The sequence below is a fragment of the Candidatus Mycalebacterium zealandia genome (assembly GCA_014075295.1).
Classification (GTDB): domain Bacteria; phylum Desulfobacterota_D; class UBA1144; order Nemesobacterales; family Mycalebacteriaceae; genus Mycalebacterium; species Mycalebacterium zealandia.
On the sequence record CP046180.1, the window covers coordinates 928,058 to 946,669 of the forward strand.

19 protein-coding genes, 4 tRNA genes and 1 pseudogene are annotated in these 18,612 nt (G+C 50.5%); 11 read left to right on the forward strand and 13 right to left on the reverse strand.

Annotation, left to right across the window (positions count from 1 at the left end):
- Positions 1–63: 63 nt before the first annotated feature.
- Positions 64–1,113, forward strand: coding sequence for a tRNA (adenosine(37)-N6)-threonylcarbamoyltransferase complex transferase subunit TsaD (gene tsaD / locus GKS04_04650; protein ID QMU56432.1), 1,050 nt, complete (start codon positions 64–66; stop codon positions 1,111–1,113).
- Here tsaD and GKS04_04655 read toward each other — a convergent pair.
- The 3 genes from GKS04_04655 to GKS04_04665 are packed head-to-tail and all read right to left on the reverse strand — an operon-like array spanning position 1,110 to position 2,545.
- Positions 1,110–1,394: a Dabb family protein gene (locus tag GKS04_04655; protein QMU56433.1), complete on the reverse strand. Its 285-nt coding sequence runs from the start codon at positions 1,392–1,394 to the stop codon at positions 1,110–1,112. The genes tsaD and GKS04_04655 overlap by 4 nt on opposite strands.
- A complete protein-coding gene (locus tag GKS04_04660; GenBank protein ID QMU56434.1) occupies positions 1,387–1,764 on the reverse strand; it encodes a hypothetical protein in 378 nt (125 codons plus the stop codon). The genes GKS04_04655 and GKS04_04660 overlap by 8 nt, the downstream gene beginning before the upstream one ends.
- Positions 1,742–2,545, reverse strand: coding sequence for a type III pantothenate kinase (locus GKS04_04665; protein QMU56435.1), 804 nt, complete (start codon positions 2,543–2,545; stop codon positions 1,742–1,744). Before GKS04_04665 ends, GKS04_04660 begins: the two co-directional genes overlap by 23 nt.
- 85 nt (positions 2,546–2,630) lie before the next feature.
- Between GKS04_04665 and GKS04_04670 the strand changes: the two genes are divergently transcribed.
- Entirely contained in the window at positions 2,631–2,816 is a 186-nt protein-coding gene (locus tag GKS04_04670) for a hypothetical protein (protein ID QMU56436.1), read from the forward strand.
- Positions 2,813–3,022: a hypothetical protein gene (locus GKS04_04675; GenBank protein ID QMU56437.1), complete on the forward strand. Its 210-nt coding sequence runs from the start codon at positions 2,813–2,815 to the stop codon at positions 3,020–3,022. The genes GKS04_04670 and GKS04_04675 overlap by 4 nt, the downstream gene beginning before the upstream one ends.
- A 204-nt stretch (positions 3,023–3,226) precedes the next feature.
- Here GKS04_04675 and guaA read toward each other — a convergent pair whose 3' ends face one another.
- The 4 genes from guaA to GKS04_04695 form a co-directional block, all read right to left on the reverse strand.
- Positions 3,227–4,762 carry a glutamine-hydrolyzing GMP synthase gene (guaA, locus tag GKS04_04680; GenBank protein QMU56438.1) on the reverse strand — a complete coding sequence of 512 codons (1,536 nt, stop codon included), beginning with the start codon at positions 4,760–4,762 and terminating at the stop codon, positions 3,227–3,229.
- 64 nt (positions 4,763–4,826) lie between these two features.
- Positions 4,827–5,405: a DNA-3-methyladenine glycosylase I gene (locus GKS04_04685; GenBank protein ID QMU56702.1), complete on the reverse strand. Its 579-nt coding sequence runs from the start codon at positions 5,403–5,405 to the stop codon at positions 4,827–4,829.
- Between the two features lie 32 nt (positions 5,406–5,437).
- Positions 5,438–6,910 (reverse strand): IMP dehydrogenase, encoded by a 1,473-nt coding sequence (gene guaB / locus GKS04_04690; protein QMU56439.1) that lies wholly within the window; start codon positions 6,908–6,910, stop codon positions 5,438–5,440.
- Positions 6,911–6,940: 30 nt separating this feature from the next.
- Positions 6,941–7,429: a hypothetical protein gene (locus GKS04_04695; GenBank protein QMU56440.1), complete on the reverse strand. Its 489-nt coding sequence runs from the start codon at positions 7,427–7,429 to the stop codon at positions 6,941–6,943.
- A 104-nt stretch (positions 7,430–7,533) separates the two neighbouring features.
- Here GKS04_04695 and GKS04_04700 point away from each other — a divergent pair, with 104 nt between their 5' ends.
- Together GKS04_04700 and GKS04_04705 are read left to right on the forward strand one after the other, a co-directional pair.
- On the forward strand, positions 7,534–8,535 hold the full coding sequence (locus GKS04_04700) for an AAA domain-containing protein (protein QMU56441.1): 1,002 nt from the start codon (positions 7,534–7,536) through the stop codon (positions 8,533–8,535).
- 157 nt (positions 8,536–8,692) lie between these two features.
- Positions 8,693–9,826 (forward strand): VWA domain-containing protein, encoded by a 1,134-nt coding sequence (locus tag GKS04_04705; protein ID QMU56442.1) that lies wholly within the window; start codon positions 8,693–8,695, stop codon positions 9,824–9,826.
- A 3-nt stretch (positions 9,827–9,829) separates the two neighbouring features.
- Here the strand turns inward: GKS04_04705 and proB are convergent, their stop codons facing one another.
- On the reverse strand, positions 9,830–10,963 hold the full coding sequence (proB, locus tag GKS04_04710; protein ID QMU56443.1) for a glutamate 5-kinase: 1,134 nt from the start codon (positions 10,961–10,963) through the stop codon (positions 9,830–9,832).
- 92 nt (positions 10,964–11,055) lie between these two features.
- Between proB and GKS04_04715 the strand changes: the two genes are divergently transcribed.
- Positions 11,056–11,129: transfer RNA gene (locus GKS04_04715), tRNA-Gly, on the forward strand.
- Positions 11,130–11,183: 54 nt separating this feature from the next.
- Positions 11,184–11,260, forward strand: a tRNA-Gly gene (locus tag GKS04_04720).
- A 1-nt stretch (position 11,261) separates the two neighbouring features.
- Here GKS04_04720 and GKS04_04725 read toward each other — a convergent pair.
- Genes GKS04_04725 through gyrA form a run of 3 tightly spaced genes read right to left on the reverse strand, consistent with a single transcriptional unit; the run spans position 11,262 to position 14,879 of the window.
- Positions 11,262–11,861 carry a glutathione S-transferase gene (locus GKS04_04725; GenBank protein ID QMU56444.1) on the reverse strand — a complete coding sequence of 200 codons (600 nt, stop codon included), beginning with the start codon at positions 11,859–11,861 and terminating at the stop codon, positions 11,262–11,264.
- Positions 11,858–12,400: a PaaI family thioesterase gene (locus GKS04_04730; GenBank protein ID QMU56445.1), complete on the reverse strand. Its 543-nt coding sequence runs from the start codon at positions 12,398–12,400 to the stop codon at positions 11,858–11,860. The genes GKS04_04725 and GKS04_04730 overlap by 4 nt, the downstream gene beginning before the upstream one ends.
- Complete coding sequence (gene gyrA / locus GKS04_04735; protein QMU56446.1) at positions 12,357–14,879, reverse strand: DNA gyrase subunit A; 2,523 nt, start codon at positions 14,877–14,879, stop codon at positions 12,357–12,359. Before gyrA ends, GKS04_04730 begins: the two co-directional genes overlap by 44 nt.
- A gap of 48 nt (positions 14,880–14,927) precedes the next feature.
- Here gyrA and rsmD point away from each other — a divergent pair, with 48 nt between their 5' ends.
- The 4 genes and pseudogenes from rsmD (at position 14,928) to GKS04_04755 (ending at position 18,312) form a co-directional block, all read left to right on the forward strand.
- On the forward strand, positions 14,928–15,548 hold the full coding sequence (rsmD, locus tag GKS04_04740; GenBank protein QMU56447.1) for a 16S rRNA (guanine(966)-N(2))-methyltransferase RsmD: 621 nt from the start codon (positions 14,928–14,930) through the stop codon (positions 15,546–15,548).
- 13 nt (positions 15,549–15,561) lie between these two features.
- A complete protein-coding gene (gene coaD, locus GKS04_04745; protein ID QMU56448.1) occupies positions 15,562–16,047 on the forward strand; it encodes a pantetheine-phosphate adenylyltransferase in 486 nt (161 codons plus the stop codon).
- Between the two features lie 33 nt (positions 16,048–16,080).
- Positions 16,081–17,274: an aminotransferase class I/II-fold pyridoxal phosphate-dependent enzyme gene (locus GKS04_04750; GenBank protein QMU56703.1), complete on the forward strand. Its 1,194-nt coding sequence runs from the start codon at positions 16,081–16,083 to the stop codon at positions 17,272–17,274.
- A 15-nt stretch (positions 17,275–17,289) separates the two neighbouring features.
- Positions 17,290–18,312: pseudogene (locus GKS04_04755) on the forward strand (ABC transporter substrate-binding protein).
- 7 nt (positions 18,313–18,319) lie between these two features.
- On the opposite strand, the gene GKS04_04760 reads toward GKS04_04755, so the two are convergent.
- Both GKS04_04760 and GKS04_04765 read right to left on the reverse strand, forming a co-directional pair.
- Positions 18,320–18,395 (reverse strand) — tRNA-Ala (locus GKS04_04760).
- A 78-nt stretch (positions 18,396–18,473) separates the two neighbouring features.
- Positions 18,474–18,546, reverse strand: a tRNA-Ala gene (locus GKS04_04765).
- Positions 18,547–18,612: the final 66 nt, after the last annotated feature.

An 18,612-nucleotide genomic window follows, 5' to 3' on the forward strand; every position in this document is an offset into this window, starting at 1 on the left:
TGAAACAGCAATATACCACAAACGCGAAGTTTTTGAGAAAAGCAGTGTAGAATTCCACCCGCGATGAACCGGACAACCGTGCTTGGAATAGAGTCGTCGTGCGATGAAACCTCGGCGGCGGTGGTAATTGACGGCAAAGATGTTCTTTCAAACGTTGTCTGGTCTCAGATTTCAACCCATAAACAGTTCGGCGGCGTTGTTCCGGAGATTGCTTCGCGCAAGCACCTTGAAGCGGTAATTCCGGTTCTTGAAGAGGCGCTTGATTCCGCGGGCGTGTCGCTTGATGAAATTGACGCCATCGCAGCGACCCAGGGTCCCGGATTGCTGGGCTGTCTTATGATAGGGCTCACTACGGCAAAATCACTGTGCGCCGCGCTCGGCAAACCTCTTGTCGCGGTTGATCATTTGCAAGCGCACGCGGCGGCGGGAGCAATAGAGCGGGATATTGAGTTTCCGTTTATAGCCCTTGTGGTATCGGGCGGGCATACTTCTCTTTACCTTGTCAGGAATGCCGTGGAGTTTGAAATTCTCGGTGCGACCCGCGATGACGCTGCGGGAGAAGCGTTTGACAAAGCGGCGAAAGTGCTGGGGCTGGGATATCCGGGCGGAGCGGAAATAGACCGCGTGGCAAAAAGCGGCGACCGGAGCAAAATAAAATTCCCGCGTCCGCTTTCCGGACAAGACACGCTGTGGTTCAGTTTCAGCGGTCTCAAAACCTCGCTCGTCCATTCGATTGAGAAAAACGGCGCGCCCTCCGAAGCGGACTTGCCGGACATCTGCGCGGGTTATCAGGAAGCGATTGTTGACACGCTGATTGAAAAATCCCTCCTCGCCTCGGAAAAAACCGGAATTAAAAACTTCGTAATAACGGGCGGGGTCGCCTGCAATTCACGACTCAGGGAAAAATCCTCCGAGATTTTCAAAGAGCGCGGAATCAAACTCGCTATTCCGTCTCCGTCCCTATGCACGGACAACGGGGCTATGATTGCCGCGCTGGGTTTTCACAAACTGAAAGAAGGACAAACCGCGAGTCTTGACGTCGCCGCGTTTTCCACTTCGCGGGTTAAGATACGGCGCGGAAAAACAGAGTTTCCGCCAAACGCGGGAAACTAATCCTCATAATCAACAACCCGCCTGTCAGTTGCTTTTTCCTTCAAAAACTCCGCCACTTTCAGATGGTCGGGATGTTTCTGGTATGCGGCAAGCGCGTCTGAATTCTCAAACTCGGAATACAAAACAACGTCCGCCGAGTTTTCCGAAGGGTTGAAATTCACTCCCGCCTCAATTTTCACGATTTGCGGGATTTTCTCCGCGAGCCCCTCAAGCATTTTTTTGAGCACGGGCGCGTTTTTTTCGGCGTCTTTGAGCCGCCACATAACAATGTGTTTAAGCATTTTTGTCTCCTTTGGACTTTGGTTTTCCGGATTTTACCAGCAACCACAACCGCCGTTTTGTTCTTATGCCCCATGACGGCAGAACAAAAACAAAACCTCCACTCATAACCGCGCCGGAAGTTTCGCGGACGGTAAAATCAATTTTCCCATCGCCGCCTCTGTTGACAACAACCCGCCCCTTCTCAATCAAGTCCGCCGCGGAATCAAACGGTTTCGCTATCCCCGCCTCATCGGGACTGACCTCCACCGCAAACCGTTTTTTCGCCGCTTCAAAAGGATCAAGAAAAGGCACAATCCACGCCCTTGAACCGATTATGAGAATAAAATGCGGCTTCTCCGTCTCTTTTTTATAAAGAAAAAAGTTTTCCATTTTTAATCAAAATTATCACAAGTCCTTTCAGGGTAAGCAAAGGGTCTGTGGTGGAAAAAGTTTCGCACCTGTCTGAAAAAAGCCCGGAAAATCCGCCGGTGGCAAAAACTCGCGGCACGGAGTCCATCTTTGATGACAGAGACTTTACCATCGCGTCAACCATGAGGGCATAGCCGAACATAGTTCCCGACTTGATGCAATCCCGGGTGTTTGAGCCCAGAACCGAACGTGGAAACTCGGCGGGAACAACCGGAAGCGCGGGCGCGCCAAGCGTGAGACCTTTGCGGAACGAATCAAATCCCGCCGCAATCGCGCCGCCCAAATATGTGCCTTCGGAAGAAACGCAATCAAAAGTTGTGGCGGTTCCCAAATCAACTGCTATGCACGCGCCGCCGGTCAAAGAGAACAGAGCCGCGGCGTTGGCAAGACGGTCAATTCCAAGTTCACCCGGGTTTTCATAGACGATTTCAAGGCCCGTTTCCATCTCGCAATCCGCCATGAGCGGTTTCAAACCGAAAGCGTTTTCAACCGCTTTTGCCGCCGAGAGTGAAAAACGGCTTTCCGCGACCGAACCGACAACCGCGGATTGCGGAACCACGCTGAAACTTTCAGCCAGAACGCCCGCGAGCGTGTCCGAGTGCTCAAGCGGAACCTCAACATGCCCCTCGGCGCGCCACTTATCCACCGGCGCGCCGCCGTTGCTGAACATCGCCGCGTCCACGCTTGTGTTGCCGACATCAACCGCCAGAAAATTATTCTCACTGCTTCCGCTTTTATCCACTTACAAAACCGTATAGATTGTAACACCATTGCGGCATTGGCAAGAACGCTATGCCTATTCTTGAGAGAACAGGGGATTTTCAATAATGGACAACAAAAATCTATTTTTTGACGTGCGGACTGTGGAAAGAAACATAGCCGAGGGGCGAATTTCAAAAAGCGACTTTGACAAATATCTGAAAGAAATGAAAGACTCAGGCGAGAATGCGGAGTTTGAGACAATCGGCAAGGATGAGGACGAAGAAAACGACTCCACGGAAGAAACCGAATGAAAAAGTGGCAATACAAAGTCGTTCCGTGGCGGAGTATGTCCGCGGATTCTTCCAATCACGACATAGATGTTTCGGTTGAAAAAGGAAAAGACAAATCCGGAAAAGCAGCCAAAGAAATGGAAAAAGTGCTCGGCAAACTCGGCGGCGAAGGTTGGGAACTTGTCGCTTCATACCGCGATTTCGGAATTTTTAAGAAAGAGAAGTAGAGAGTCTTTCTTCACTGGTTCTATTAAAACTTTTACCAACCGGTGTTTTTTACGCAAAATCCCATATGGAGATCTGCATAATTATCTGCATGGTTATGTGCTCTCATACAATTTTGATAAGGAGACATAATGTAATAAAGAGCCAGAACTATGGCTGAAGCCAGAATTATTTTGATAATCACTTTATCTTTACTACCTCTTTTCTCACTCCCATTCAATAGTTCCGGGCGGTTTGGTGGAAATGTCATAAACAACACGCCCCACCCCTTCAATCTCGTTTATTATTCGCGTTGATATTTTTTCAAGCGTTTCGGGTGGAATTTTCGCCCAGTCCGCAGTCATTCCGTCCGTGCTGGTTACGGCCCTGAGCGCGATAACGTTATCATAGGTTCGTTTGTCTCCCATAACACCAACCGTGCGCACGGGAAGAAAAACCGCGAACGCCTGCCATATCTCGTTATAAATCCCCGCTTTTCGTATCTCGTCAATGTATATGGCGTCCGCACGCCGGAGCATATCAACGGACTCGGGCTTAATTTCTCCCAAAACTCTAATCGCGAGCCCCGGACCGGGAAACGGATGGCGGTCAATAATGCCGCCGGTAAGCCCCAGATGCCTTCCCACATTCCTAACTTCATCCTTGAAAAGCTCGCGCAACGGCTCAACAAGTTTGAGATTCATCTTCTCCGGCAACCCGCCAACATTGTGATGGGTTTTGATTGTAGCCGCCGCCCCGCCGGTGTTCGCGCTTTCTATCACATCCGGGTAGAGCGTGCCCTGAGCGAGAAATTTCGCGTCACTGATTTTTTTCGCTTCGCGCTCAAAAACCTTGATGAATTCGCGTCCGATAATCTTACGTTTTTTCTCAGGGTCTGAAACGCCCGCGAGTTTTCCCAGAAAACCCTCTTCTTCGTTCACGCGCTTCACCTCAATACCGTATTCGGCAAACATCCGCACAACCTCATCACCCTCATCAAGACGCAAAAGACCGGTGTCAACAAATATGCATACAAGCGCGTCCCCGACCGCCTTGCGCAAAAGAGCCGCGGTTACCGATGAGTCAACACCGCCCGAAAGAGCGCAAATCACGCGCGCGGAACCCACTTGTTTTTTAATCGCGGCAACCGTGTTTTCTATAAACGCTTCGGGATTCCAGATTTTTTCGCATCCGGCGGTCTTGAACAGAAAGTTGGCAAGCATTTCCCCGCCTTTGGGAGTGTGCGCCACTTCGGGGTGAAACTGTGTGCCGAAGATTTTTTTTCCGCTGTGTTTTATAGCCGCCACGGGAGCGTTTAAGGTTCGGGCGGTTATCTCAAACCCGTCCGGCAATTTTGCGACTTTGTCTCCGTGGGACATCCACACGTCCGCAGAACCGGAAAGCCCCGCGAACAGCCCGTCCTCCGAATCTGAAATCTCAACAGTCGCGGGTCCAAACTCCCTTTTGGAAGACTCCTCCACCTCTCCTCCGAGCATACGGACAAGCAACTGCATTCCATAACAGATGCCGAGAATCGGAATTCCCGTCTCAAAGATTTCACCGTCAAGACCGGGCGCGTCATTGTCCCAGACACTTGAAGGTCCGCCCGAAAGCACTATCGCTCTAGGCGATATTTCGCGCACTTGCTCCGCTGTGATTGTGTGCGGTTTAATCTCGGAAAAGACACCCTGCTCACGTATGCGGCGGGCTATAATGCGTGTGTATTGAGACCCAAAATCAATTACAAGAATGGTCTGTTTCATTCTTTGCGCTCTTTGTGCGAAAAATGGATGCAGTTCGCGATTATATCTGAACTCGCCGCCTTTCTCATTCGCACTCTTTATGGCGGAAGCAGCTCACAAGATGGTCGTTCACCATTCCGGCAGACTGCATGTATGCGTAGATTATCGTGGTTCCGACAAACGACATTCCGCGTTTCTTCAAATCGCTTGAAAGAGCGTCCGACTCTTTTGTGCGGGCGGGCATTTGACACTGTGTTTTCCACTTGTTGACTTTGGTTTTTCCGCCCGTAAAACGCCACACATAAGAATCAAAAGAACCGAACTCTTTTTGAATCTGAAGAAAAACACGGGCGTTCTTAATTGCCGAATGAATTTTCAACCGATTGCGGACGATGCCCTCATCTGCAAGAAGTTTGTTGATTTTGGCATCTTTGTAACGGGAAATTTTTTGAGGGTTAAAACTGTCAAAAGCAACGCTGTAATTCTCGCGTTTGTTCAAAATCGTCCGCCAACTCAAACCCGCCTGCGCGCCATCAAGCAAAAGAAACTCAAAATGGCGGAGGTCATCATGAAGGGGTGTTCCCCATTCGCTGTCATGATAGCGGGCAAGCAAATCGCTTCCTTGCGCCCAATCGCACCGTTTACGGGGAGCGGATTCTTTCACTTCCACTCTATCCTGTAGTGATTTTTTCACTTCTACTCTATCCTGTAGTTCGGCGCCTCACGGGTGATGATGACATCATGGACATGCCCCTCCCTGTGCCCGGCGTTTGTGATTTGAACGAATTTTGAATACCGCTTGAGTTTCCCTATATCGGAACAGCCGACATAGCCCATACCCGCCCTGAGACCGCCGATAATCTGATAAACAATCGCGCCGAGACTGCCCCTGTACGGAACCCTGCCTTCAATACCTTCGGGAACAAGTTTGCCGGTTTCAGTGATGTTTTCCTGAGCGTATCTGTCGCGGCTTTTTCCCTCGCGCATTGACTCAATTGAACCCATTCCCCTGTAAACCTTGTATGTTCTGCCCTGAAATAAAACCACTTCACCGGGCGCTTCGTCCGTGCCGGCAAACATATTGCCCATCATCACCGAAGACGCACCGAATGCAATCGCTTTCACGACATCGCCGGAAAACTTGATTCCTCCGTCCGCAATGACGGGAATTCCCCGCCTGCGCGCGACCGAACACACCTTTGAAATTGCTGTGATTTGCGGCATTCCGACTCCCGCGACAACCCTTGTCGTGCAGATTGAACCGGGACCCACCCCGACTTTGAGCGCGTCCGCGCCGGCGTCCAGAAGCGCTTTGGCGGCTTCGGCGGTCGCTATGTTGCCCGCCACCACTTCAATCCCGCGAAAAGAGGATTTAATTTCGCGCACACTTTCAATCACCCGTTTTGAGTGGGCGTGAGCCGTATCCACAAAAATAACGTCACATCCCGCCGCTTTTACTTTCTCAACCCTTTCGTCCCTGCCGGAATCCACTCCGATAGCCGCCGCACACCTGAGCCGCCCGTAACTGTCCTTTGAGGCATGCGGGAATTTCCGGATTTTTTCAATATCCTTCATCGTTATCATTCCCTTGAGGCGAAAACGGGAATCCACAACGGGAAGTTTCTCCACTCTGAATTTATGCAGAAGCCCCGTGGCTTTTTCCGTTGTAACTTTGCCCTCTTTGACCGTAACAAGCCTCTCTTTCGGGGTCATAATCTCCCTGACCGAGCGGGAAAGCCGTTTTTCAAATCTTAAATCCCGATTTGTGATGATGCCGACAAGCGCGCCGTTTTCTTCCGTAACGGGGAGCCCCGTTATGCCGTTTGAGGTCATTATGTCCAGCGCCTCTTTTGCCGTGTGAGACGGACGTACGGTAAGCGGGTTTACAATCATTCCGCTTTCGTATTTTTTCACCTTTTCCACCTCGGCGGCTTGCGCGTTAGCGTCAAGATTCCTGTGTATAACCCCTATTCCGCCTTCCTGCGCCATCGCTATAGCGGTTTTGGACTCGGTAACGGTGTCCATTGCCGCGCTTACAAGGGGAATACTGAGTTGTATGGATTTTGTGAGCGAAGTGGAAACATCAACCTCGCCCGGCAGGACTTCGGAAAAAGACGGAACAAGCAGTATGTCATCAAAGGTAAGGGCTTGTTCTACGTTGTCCGGCATCTTCTTCAAACTCCGCAAGATACGCGGTTTTTACTTCTTTTTTCTCCCTTTCGAAACTTTCTTCTTTTTCACGGGCGCCTCTTTCGCAGGCGGTTTTTTCACGAGCGGTTTTGGTTTTGCTTTCGGCGTGGGTTTTGAAGGCGCGGATTTGGCTTTCGGTTTGGACTTTGAAGGGCTTTTTGCTTTTGGCGCCGGTTTGGATTTTCCCGTTTTGTGAGCGACCGCCTGAACCTCGGAAGGCGATTTCAAAGTGAAAATTTCAATCACTTTGTCGCGCAATTCAGGATGCGCCACCGTCAACTCTATTTGAATCTCCTGCGTCTTTTCGCCAATAACAACAAAAACCGGCATTATGCCGATGAAGGTTGTTTTCTTTCCTGAACTGTCAACTCTTTCAAAGTCGAGCGCGCTCATCAGTTTTTTAGGAAAATTTTGCAGAAGTGCTTCGCCAAGCTCAATGCTCTGCTGGGGCAGAAGCCCGTCCTGGCTTATACTCATCTTTATGAGAGTCGGCTTCATTTGGAAAGCGAGCATCTTACATAACAACGAACTGGAAATCAAGGAACGTGCGGGCGTGCTAAAACAAAACGCGCAATTTTCCCATTCAACCTGTTTGCGGAAATATGATGTTGCGTATAGTATGGAATAGTAACTTTCGAGAAATGAGCAAATCACTGTTTCAAAAACTCCGAAAGGAGCTTGATAGGCACATAATTGGTCACAGGGAAGTCAAGACGGCCCTGTTGCTCGGCATTCTTTCAAGAGAACACATATACATTGAGGGTCCTCCCGGAACGGCAAAAACAATGCTGTCGGAGATTGTAGCGGCGAGTGCCCAACTCAAATTTTTCTTTTACCAACTCCACAGAGACACGCGGCTTTCCGAACTTGTGGGAGATATGGTCATATCAAAAGAGGCAAACAATGAAGAGGAAATTATCCGGCAGAAAATCGTCAAAGGCGGAATTCAGACGGCGGAAATCTGCCTGCTTGATGACATTTCAAGGGCTCCCGGGGAATCGCTGAATGTTCTTCTACGGATACTGAACGAAAGAAAATTCTTTGAAGACAACTTGCCCCTTATGACCGCAATAGCCACAAGCAACCCCACTGCGGACGAATACTACAATGAGCCGCTTGACCCCGCCAATCTGGACAGATTTGTGTTGCAAATCAAATCGGTCGGCACCTCTCACATGCGCGATTGGAAAACCGCACAGCAGATTATATCGCTCTATTCAGAGCGGGACGAAAAGGTTGAAATTCCCAAAATGCTGGACAGAAAACGTCTGGACAAACTACACGCTCAGGTCAAAGCCACCCCCATATCAAAAGAAATTCAGGAGGGGCTTGGAGAATTCATACGCATACTTGTTGAAGAGTTCGGACTTGATGAAACCAACTCACTTATTTCGGACAGAACTTTTCTCGTCAAGGCGCTCAAGATTATCAGAGCCAACGCAGTTCTGAATGGAAGAAAATCTTGCGTGATGAAAGATCTTGAAGTGCTGAAATACATGACCGTCTTTCGTATTCCACCCGATGTTTATGAGCAATTGGACGCGATTCTTGAGCGCTTAATGACTAAAAAAAAAGCCCGAAAACCCTCTAACCCCCCAACCTGAACAAAATTCTGAAGCTCTTTCAGAGTTTGACAAAGACCTGCCTGAGAATAAAAAAGAAGAGCATCCCGACGAGAACGCTGAAAAAGAGGCGGAAGAGGAGCATGACTCCGACCGTCAGACTTTCTTTCAGGTTCTGCAAGACCTTCAGGAACAGAAAATGACACCGCCTGAGGGAATGGACATTCCGTCCGACCCCAAAGGACAGCCCGAGCAGTCTGCGGGAGAAGAAGACAACAAAGAGCTGTCCGACAAAACAACTTCAAGTAAATCCTTCCGCGCCGGAGACATTGATGAAAATGTGACCCGGCAGAAGAAAAACGACGAAACAGCACAAAACATCAAAATGATAATGAAGGTTCTTGAAGGCAATTTTCAGAGAAACATAGCGACAAAAACCAGCCACCCGGGCGGAATGCCAAGAAGGTGGCGGCGGATGAACTCCTTTGACATTGAAGACGCAGACCCGCTTGAGTTTTTCCTCTGGTCGGACACCGCTTCGCCAACATTGCCGCGCGTTCAGTTCAGGGAAAGAGAGTCAACCGGAGGCGAAATCGCCATTTTGAGGGATGTCAGCACTTCAATGATGGGAACATACAGCGAGTGGGCATCATCGGTGGTGAGGGGCGTTATAGAGCTCGCGAGAACAAAAAACATGAGATGCGGCTACCTTGAATTCAACCACAAAGCGGACCCCTACGAAAGGCAGAAAGGCAAACGCAGCATATTCTCAAGAGAGTATCCATGGCTTATGGACATGGCGGAATCAACCGACTGTTCAGGCAATACAAACTACGAAGAAGCGCTGAAAACAATTGTTTCGGAATTCAAAGGGCGCGGTCGCAGAAACAAACACATACTTTTCATAACGGACGGAATTCCCACTTCCGGCGACATACGGCTTGAAGACGATGACAAAGAAGCGCGGCGGCGCGCTCCCCTGCTTAACAAAAAAGAGGAACTCACGGACCATCTTAACGCTGGTGCGCCGAATCGGAACACGAAAGCACCTCGCCCATTGCGCGAAATCGTGAAAAAAACCCAGCAACTCGGCATCCGCATACACTCAATTTTCATTGGTTCAAAGAACTATCCGCCAATTTTGCAGAAAATCTCCGAGGAAACTTTCGGAGCGCAGTTTGTCGCGTTCAGAGACAATGAAGAAATAATGCAGGTTGAGCGCAAAGACAAATTTATCAGCGACTACGCCAGAAAAACCGAAAAAGACGAAAGTTATGACCCCATCAAAGCGGCTTTTTCACACAAAATTCACACGATAACGGGAAAACTGTAAACCTTATTTCACTGATACGACAAGGTTGTCGCGGTGCATGATTTCGTTGCCGTATTTGTAACCGAGTATCGTCTCAATCTCCGCCGCTTTCGCGCCGCGAATTCTTTCAACCTCGTCAGATGAATACGAGACCAGTCCGCGCGCGACCTCGGCGCCCTGCGGGTCAAGGCACAAAACGGGGTCGCCCCTGCCAAACTCTCCGCTGACTTTTGTAATTCCCGAAGGCAGTAAACTTTTGCCGTCCCCGCCCACCGCTTTTGACGCGCCTTCATCAAGGGTTATCTCCCCTTTGGGTTTGAGCGTGTGCGCGATCCAGTGTTTGCGCGCGGCGAGTTTTTCGCCGGTTGGAACAACAAGCGTTCCCACTTCATCACTTCTGAAAACCTTCCCTATGTTTTCAAAATCCCTGCCGTCCGCTATGATGGCTGGAATCCCGAACGCGGAAGCTTTCGCCGCCGCCTGCAACTTTGTTTTCATGCCGCCGGTTGTTGTCGCTCCCGAAGTGCCGCCCGCGCTTTTTTTAATCGCCGCGTCTATGTCTTCTATAACGGGCAGAAGCCGGGCGTTGGAATTGTTTTCGGGATTGGAGTCATAAACACCGTCCGTGTTGGTCATCATAAGTAGCAAATCCGCCTCAACAAAAGCGGCGACAATCGCCGCAAGATTGTCGTTGTCGCCAAACATTATCTCCTCAACCGCGACAGTGTCGTTTTCATTGACGACGGGAACAACCCCCATTTCCAGCAACTCATTGAAAGCGCCGCGCGCGTTCAAAAAACAGCGTCTGTCAGAAAGTCCGTCCTGAGTGAGCAACACCTGTGCCACGGAAAAACCGTTTTTGAGAAAAGCCGTTTCGTAGTTGCGGATAAGATGGCTTTGTCCGCACGCGGCAACCGCCTGCTTCTTACGTATCGTGTCGGGGCGCGCGCTGAGCCCCAGTTGTTTCATCCCAGCCGCGATTGCGCCCGAAGACACTATTACAACCCTTATCCCCGCTTCGCGCAATAAAGCAACCTGCTTGGCTATCCGCCCGAAAACGGTTTCGTCAAGAGACGAACCGGAAAGCAAAACGCTGCTGCCGATTTTAATAACGGCGGTCTTGGCGTTCTTAACAAAATTCCTGTTTTTTACTGACATTTTACGCTCTCATGAAGAACTCCGGGCGATGATTGACAGCGCCGCGGGCTGGTGATATTTTCCACTTTTGCAGTGAAAAGTAAATAAAAACCGCGGGAGTAGCTCAGTTGGCCGGAGCATTTGCTTCCCAAGCAAAGGGTCGCGGGTTCGAATCCCGTCTCCCGCTCAATTTTCCCTGTTGACAATGAAAAGTGTGAGTAATATCCTCATTACTTCTTTCGCGGGAGTAGCTCAGTTGGCTAGAGCGTTTCCTTGCCAAGGAAAAGGTCGCGGGTTCGAATCCCGTCTCCCGCTCCATTCAGCCCATTGAGACAAAACCCGGTTGAGACTCAATCCTTTTTACCCACTTGACGACTTCGGGATATTTCGAGATATCAATCTCGCCCTCATGCGCGAGCGCGACATACGGATAACAGGCAATGTCGGCTATTGTGTATGAGTCCGCGAGAAATTCACGCCCGGCGAGGCAACCGTTAAAAACTTCAAGCGCCGCGAGCCCTTCGGCGCGTTTTTGCTCCAAAGCAACGGCGTCAACCTTGTCGGACGGCAGGTATTTCGTCCAGAATCGCGCGAGTGCTAGTGGAGTATCCAGAGTTGTTTTCCCGAAAACAACCCACTGCGCGACACTGCCGAATTGTTCGGGATCTTCGGGAAAATAGGGGTTCGGAGCAAATTTTCGCCCAATGTAGAACAAAAGCGCGTTTGACTCCCACATCACAAAATCACCGTCCACAAGCACGGGAATCTTGCAGTTGGGATTGAGTTTTTTGAACTCATCGGTCTGATGTTCGCCTTTGAATATGTCAATCGTGATTTTCTCAAAATCCGCGCCGAGATGCGAAAGTAGCAGTTCGGATTTGTATGCGTTTCCTGAAAGCGGATGCGTGTAGAGTTTCATTCGTTTATATACCTCTCAAACTTTCCTTTAAGCGTATCCTCTCCGAGAATAGCATTCAGGGTTTTTCTGTCGGGAAGAGCGTAGGTAACAACCGCCTTTGCCGAATCCCTGCCGCCGGCGCCCCTGATTGAAGCGGAAACTTTCACATTCCTGCCCTCCCGCTCAATAACCTTAGCGCGCGCCTCCATCGGCTCGTCAAAACCGACCGGCGCGAGATAGCGCAGGTCAATGCGCGTTGTAACGCCGATTTTACCAACCTTGTCAAACATAGTCCAAAAGGCAAGTTCGTCAATAACGGCGCACTGAATTCCGCCGTGAACAATCCCCGGAAAACCGTTGAAATGCCTTTCGGGAGTCAGAGTCGTGAACACTTCACCGGTGTGGTCATCAGCGTAGAACTTGAGCCGCAACCCGAACTTGTTTTGCGGATGGCAGACAAAACAGTTGTTGCCCGGAAGGTCTATGAAAACGTTTTCTATCTCGCGGGACATTCCGCTAGTTTTCTTCGGGCTCTTTGTCTTCGGGAGGCGCTGAACCATTCACCTGCTGTTCGGGTTCGGATTCTTCCGCCCCCTCATCTGAATCATCTCTTTCAACAACCCTTGCCGCCGCCGCTATGGTTTCACCGGATTCAAGACGCACCACCCGCACGCCCTGCGCGACGCGTCCGGTGCTTCTGATTTCGCTCACATTCACCCTGATGACCTTGCCGGCGGGGGTGGTAATGAGGATAAGTTGAGTGGCGTCCGTTACTTGAAAAGTGCCGACCACTTTGCCGTTTTTCTCGGTTATATCAACGGTTTTCACGCCCTTGCCGCCCCGATTTGTCTGCCTGTAGCTTGAGACGCGGGTTCTTTTGCCGAAACCTTTCTCCGTAACCGTAAGGATTTGCGCTTCGGGGTCTTCAACCGCCTCAAGACTGACAAGACGGTCTTTCGTGTCAAGGTTTAAGCCCTTTACTCCCGCCGCCGTTCTTCCCATCGGTCTGACTTTCGCCTCTTCAAAACGAATCACTTTGCCGTCGTGGGAAGAGAGAAAAATCTCGCTTTTGCCGTTTGTTATGCGCGCCGCGACAAGCTCGTCTCCGTCTTTGATGTTCAGCGCGATTATTCCACCGGAACGCGGACGCGAATACGCCATCAAACTTGTTTTCTTCACAATGCCGCGCCGGGTCGCCATGAGAATAAACTTGTCTTCCTCAAACTTTCTCACGGGAAGCACCGCGGCAACTTGTTCACCCTCACTAAGGTTGAGCAGATTCACCATCGCCCTGCCCCGCGCGGTTCGCCCCGCTTCGGGAATCCCATAAACTTTTAGCCAGTGACATCTGCCGTGATTGGTGAAAAACAGAACATAGTTGTGCCTTGAAGCCGTAAAAAGGTCTTCAACGAAATCGCTCTCGCGGGTGGTCATTCCCTTTTTGCCCTTGCCGCCGCGCCGCTGACTGCGATAAATGCTCAAAGGCGTGGTTTTGATGTAACCCTCATGCGAAATTGTTACGACCATATCTTCGTCCGAGATAAGATCTTCAATTGAAATCTCTTCAACATTTTCAAGAATTTCCGTTCTTCTTTTATCGGCGTATTTTTTCTTCAGTTCAACCAGTTCATCACTGACGATTTTGAAAATCAGTTCCTCGCTGGCAAGGATTTTTTTGAGTTCGGCAACCGTTTTTAAAAGCTCTTCACGTTCCTCAAAGATTTTGTCTCTTTCAAGCGCGGTAAGCCTCTGCAACCTCATGTCCAAAATCGCCTGCGACTGAATGTCAGACAGCGAAAGCTTCGCCATAAGCCCGTCTTTGGCTTCGTTGGGGCTTTTGGAACCGCGTATGAGTTTGATGACCGCGTCAATATTGTCCAGCGCGATTTTCAATCCCTCAAGGATGTGCAGTCGCGCTTCGGCTTTTTCAAGATCAAACAGGGTTCTTCGTATAACCACCTCTTTGCGGTGGTCTATGAACTGCGAAAGCGCCTGTTTCAGATTCAATACTTCGGGCTGATTGCCTACCAGCGCGAGCATAATCACGCCGAAAGATGTGTCCATCTGCGTGTTTTTGTAAAGCTGGTTGAGAACAACTTCGGCGTTTTCGCCTCTTTTGAGCTCCACGACAAGGCGGATTCCGTCCCTGTCGGACTCGTCGCGAATATCGCTTATGCCCTTGATTTTTTCATCTTTGACAAGCTCCGCAATGCGCTCTATGAGTTTGACCTTGTTGACTTGATACGGAATTTCACTGATTACAACAAGGTTTTTGTCGCCTTTTTTCTGCTTCTCTATGATGGCTTTCGCCCTAATTTTGATTATTCCTCTTCCGGTTTCGTATATCTGTTTGATGGGCGCGCTGCCGTGAATAAACCCGCCGGTCGGGAAATCGGGACCGGAAACATGCTTCATAAGTTGCGCAATCGTTATGTCGGGATTTTTAATCTGGGCAATAATCGCGTCAACAAGCTCTCCAAGGTTGTGAGGCGGGATGTTTGTTGACATTCCAACCGCTATGCCCGCCGAGCCGTTCAGCAGAAGGTTGGGCAGACGCGCCGGAAGAACAACCGGCTCATGCTCTCCGCCGTCATAGTTTGGAATGAAATCAACGGTGTTTTTATCAAGATTGTCCAGCAGTTCACCCGCTATCTTGTCCAGCCGGACTTCGGTGTAGCGCATCGCCGCGGGCGGATCGCCGTCCATTGAACCGAAATTGCCCTGACCGTCAACAAGGGGGTAGCGCATTGAGAAATCCTGCGCCATTCGTACAAGCGTGTCGTAAATCGCCGAATCTCCGTGCGGATGAAACTTACCCATCACCTCACCGACAATTCGGGCGGACTTTTTATAAGGTCTGTTCCAGGCGTTTCCGGCTTCGTGCATTCCGTAAAGAATGCGACGGTGAACGGGTTTCATTCCGTCTCTGGCGTCGGGAAGAGCCCTGCCCACAATCACACTCATTGAGTATGAAAGATAGGACTCCTTCATCTCATCTTCGATGCTTCTGGGAAGGAAACGCGAACTGTCTTCTGCCATTGTTTAAAAACCGGAAAAGGTTTCGAATCGCCCCGAAGTATATTACAAATGCCGCGCTTAATCAATTACCCCTCCCTCTTCAAACTTTGCCGCCGTTTCGGTATCATTTGTGCCGCTATGAGAGTAATCACCGGCTCGGCGAAGGGCAGAAAGATTAAGACCGCGCAAAAAGGCGTACGCCCGATGGCGGCACGCGTCAAAAAATCGGTGTTTGACCGGCTTGGCGACATCGCGGGCGAAAAAGTGCTGGACGTTTTCGCGGGCTCCGGCGCGCTGGGATTGGAAGCGCTCAGCAGAGGCGCGGACTCCGCCGTGTTTGTTGAAAAAAGCTCCAACGTTGCGGACATCATTGCCGAAAACATCAAGCAGTGCGGATTTGAAAGTCAATGCGAACTGATTCGCTCGGACTACCGCAAGGCGGCTGAACGGCTGCTTTCGGTGGGAAAAAGGTTCGACCTTATATTCATCGCGCCGCCTTATGCGCTTTTCCAAAAGGTTTCGAACAGGAATTTAACCGATTGTTTTTCTCCCTTGCTATCGGAAAACGGCAGAATTGTAATAGAGTATGAGACCGGAGCCGTGGCGGAGAGTGAAAACGGCGCGGAAAACCGCCTGACGAAAAAGTATGGCGGAACAACCGTCAGCATACTTTCTCCCACAAGCTCGTAGACGGAAAAATAAAATGAAAAGAACGGCGATATATCCGGGATCTTTTGACCCTCTCACTCTGGGACACATAAACATTATTGAGCGCGGAGCGGAGGTTTTTGACGAACTTACGGTCGCGGTGGCGGAAACAATTTCAAAAAGCGCGGCTTTTTCCGCAAAACAGAGAGTGGAGATGGTTGCTGAAGCGGTCAAGGGCGAAAAGAACGTCAAAGTGGAAAGTTTTGACGGTTTGCTCATGTACTACGCCACGCAAAAGGGAGTGAAAACAATTCTGCGGGGAATGAGAAGCGTTTCGGACTTTGAATACGAACTCCGAATGGCAACCGCGAACAAAGCGCTAAACCCGGAAATTGAAACTGTTTTCATGGTTACGGACGCGAAACATTCCCACATCAGTTCATCGCTGATAAAAGAGATTGTAACTCTTGGCGGCTCGGCGGCGGGGCTGGTTCCGGATTTTGTGGAAAAACGATTACGCGAAAAACTGCTTGGGGAATAGATACTTTTAGAGAAACGAGGTGAGAAAATGAGCATAGAAATTTCCAAAAGAGCGGCGGAGATCAAACAGTCCGCGACTCTGGCAATTACGGCAAAAGTTAAAGAACTCAGAGCCGAAGGGGTGGACGTTATCGGGTTCGGCGCGGGAGAGCCGGACTTTGACACGCCATCGGACATAAAGGAAGCGGGCATTGAGTCCATACGGAACGGGTTTACAAAATACACTCCGGTCGGCGGAATACCGGAACTCAAAAACGCAATAACCGCAAGAATCAAAGAAGATTATGGAATTGAATACGCGCAGGACGAAGTTATGGTTTCGTGCGGCGCGAAACACACGCTTTACAACATAGCGCAGGCGGTTCTCAACTCCGGAGACGAGGTGATTGTTCCATCTCCATACTGGGTTTCATATCCGGCGCAAATCGCGCTCGCGGGGTCAAAAGCCGTTATCGCGGAGACAACCCTCAAAGACGGCTTCAAACTCACGCCCGCCGTGCTGAAAAAGAAAATCTCGCGCAAAACCCGCGCGCTGATTTTGAACTATCCGTCAAACCCCACGGGCTCCACTTATGACGAAAATGAGATTAAGGCGCTTGTGGACGCAGCGGTGGAAGACGAAATTTTCATCATTTCGGACGAAATTTACGACAAGATCCTTTACGGCGGAACAACCCACACGCCGGTTGCGTCTCTGGGAGAGGAAGCCAGAGAAAACTCCATTCTGGTAAACGGCGTGTCCAAAACCTATTCCATGACGGGGTGGCGAATCGGATACGCGGCGGGCGGCAGAGACGTTATCGCGGCAATGTCGCGAATACAGGGTCAGTGCACGTCAAACCCTCCGTCAATGGCGCAAATGGCGGCGGTTGAAGCGCTTTCGGGCGAACAGGAAGTTGTGGAGCGGCGCGGCGAAGAATTTGAGCGCAGAAAAGACTTCATCGTCTCAAGAGTGCGGGAAATCGGATTTGAGTGCCTTGACCCTCAGGGAGCGTTCTATATTTTCCCCTCCATTGAAAAATTCATCGGCATGAAATTCGGCGACAGGGAAATGGAAAACAGTCTGGACTTTACTGATTTTCTGCTGAGTCAGGCGAAAGTGGCGGTTGTTCCCGGCATAGAGTTCGGAATGGAAAACCACATCAGAATTTCCTACGCAACCTCAATGGAAAACATTGAGGAGGGAATGAACAGAGTGGAAAAAGCCCTTTCCCTCCTTTCTTCTTAAAACGGTACTCTTAAAGTGGCTCTCAAAATCGTCATAATTTTGAGTTTGACGGGGCGGTTCGCGCCGCTCGGGAAAAAAGCGCGTGACGGCGCGGCGCTTTGGGTGCGCTACGCGGAATCAACCGGCGAGCAAGTGGAACTTGTCATTGAAGACGATGAAAGTTCCGAACCGAAGGCATCCGCCATAACGGAAAATTTTTGCTCTGACAAAACTGTTCGCGCGGTTTTCGGACCGTATTCAAGCAGCCTCGCGCTTGCCGCCGCAAAGGCTTCATCGAAAAAAGGGAAAACCTTGTGGAATCACGGCGGAGCGGCGGACGAAATCAGCGATTATGAAAATACGGTGAGCGCGATAACGCCCGCGAGCCGGTACTTTGTTCCGGTTGTTGATATGCTTGCGGACGGCGGAGCAAAAACCGTTGCAATGGCAAATCCAACGGACAGCGGTTTTTCAAAAGCGGTTACGGACGGAGCGGAAGCGTGCGCACGAAAACTTAAACTCGCCGTTCACAGATTTGAATATGTTTCGGGCGCGGCGGATTTTGGCAAAATCGCGCGGGAACTGATTGCGCTCGGAGCACCCATTCTGTCGGCGGGCAGAATGGAGGACGATTTTGCGCTGGCTGAGGAAATTCTGAAAAAAGACGGCGAACCCGGTTTTTTGTGTTTTGTCGCCGCGGGCGTGGACAACTTTTTTGAGAGGTTTGGAGCAAAAAGCGAGGAAGTTTTTTCCGTAAGCCAGTGGGAAGAGAACAACCCGTTTGCGCCGGAACCGGATTTTGGTCCGTCATCTCTTGAGTTCGCGGAGATGTTCAGGAAAGAATACGGGCGCAGTCCCGACTATCCGGCGGCGCAGGCGTTCAACATCGGTCTGGTTTTTCAGAAATGCGCTCTTGAAAGCAAAAGCACAGACGACAAAATCTTGCGCGAAACCGCGCGAAAACTGGACTTTACGACCTTCTACGGAAGGTTCAAAATGGATGCGGCCGGAAAACAGACCGGACACAAAATGGTTGTCACAAAATGGAAAAACGGAAAAAGGGTGGTGGTGGAGCCGAGCGGGTTCGAACCGCCGACCTCCGGCTTGCAAAGCCGGCGCTCTCCCAACTGAGCTACGGCCCCCTAAAAACCGACCCCGCAGGGGTCATTTGAGTGAACATATTCACTTTTTGCTTGCTGCCCCTCACTATCTCGTATGCGTGGAGCCGAGCGGGTTCGAACCGCCGACCTCCGGCTTGCAAAGCCGGCGCTCTCCCAACTGAGCTACGGCCCCCTAAAAACCGACCCCGCAGGGGTCATTTGAGTGAACATATTCACTTTTTGCTTGCTGCCCCTCACT

Bases quoted from the DNA above. Each gene is read 5' to 3' on its own strand.
- gyrA (QMU56446.1), bottom strand. From the start codon at position 14,879: ATGGCAGAAGACAGTTCGCGTTTCCTTCCCAGAAGCATCGAAGATGAG.
- guaB (QMU56439.1), bottom strand. From the start codon at position 6,910: ATGCCGGACAACGTAGAACAAGCCCTTACCTTTGATGACATACTGCTT.
- tsaD (QMU56432.1), top strand. From the start codon at position 64: ATGAACCGGACAACCGTGCTTGGAATAGAGTCGTCGTGCGATGAAACC.
- GKS04_04700 (QMU56441.1), top strand. From the start codon at position 7,534: ATGATGTTGCGTATAGTATGGAATAGTAACTTTCGAGAAATGAGCAAA.
- GKS04_04730 (QMU56445.1), bottom strand. From the start codon at position 12,400: ATGGTTCAGCGCCTCCCGAAGACAAAGAGCCCGAAGAAAACTAGCGGA.
- proB (QMU56443.1), bottom strand. From the start codon at position 10,963: ATGTCAGTAAAAAACAGGAATTTTGTTAAGAACGCCAAGACCGCCGTT.
- rsmD (QMU56447.1), top strand. From the start codon at position 14,928: ATGCCGCGCTTAATCAATTACCCCTCCCTCTTCAAACTTTGCCGCCGT.
- GKS04_04660 (QMU56434.1), bottom strand. From the start codon at position 1,764: ATGGAAAACTTTTTTCTTTATAAAAAAGAGACGGAGAAGCCGCATTTT.
- GKS04_04725 (QMU56444.1), bottom strand. From the start codon at position 11,861: ATGAAACTCTACACGCATCCGCTTTCAGGAAACGCATACAAATCCGAA.
- GKS04_04705 (QMU56442.1), top strand. From the start codon at position 8,693: ATGACACCGCCTGAGGGAATGGACATTCCGTCCGACCCCAAAGGACAG.
- GKS04_04670 (QMU56436.1), top strand. From the start codon at position 2,631: ATGGACAACAAAAATCTATTTTTTGACGTGCGGACTGTGGAAAGAAAC.
- GKS04_04675 (QMU56437.1), top strand. From the start codon at position 2,813: ATGAAAAAGTGGCAATACAAAGTCGTTCCGTGGCGGAGTATGTCCGCG.
- guaA (QMU56438.1), bottom strand. From the start codon at position 4,762: ATGAAACAGACCATTCTTGTAATTGATTTTGGGTCTCAATACACACGC.
- coaD (QMU56448.1), top strand. From the start codon at position 15,562: ATGAAAAGAACGGCGATATATCCGGGATCTTTTGACCCTCTCACTCTG.
- GKS04_04695 (QMU56440.1), bottom strand. From the start codon at position 7,429: ATGAAGCCGACTCTCATAAAGATGAGTATAAGCCAGGACGGGCTTCTG.
- GKS04_04655 (QMU56433.1), bottom strand. From the start codon at position 1,394: ATGCTTAAACACATTGTTATGTGGCGGCTCAAAGACGCCGAAAAAAAC.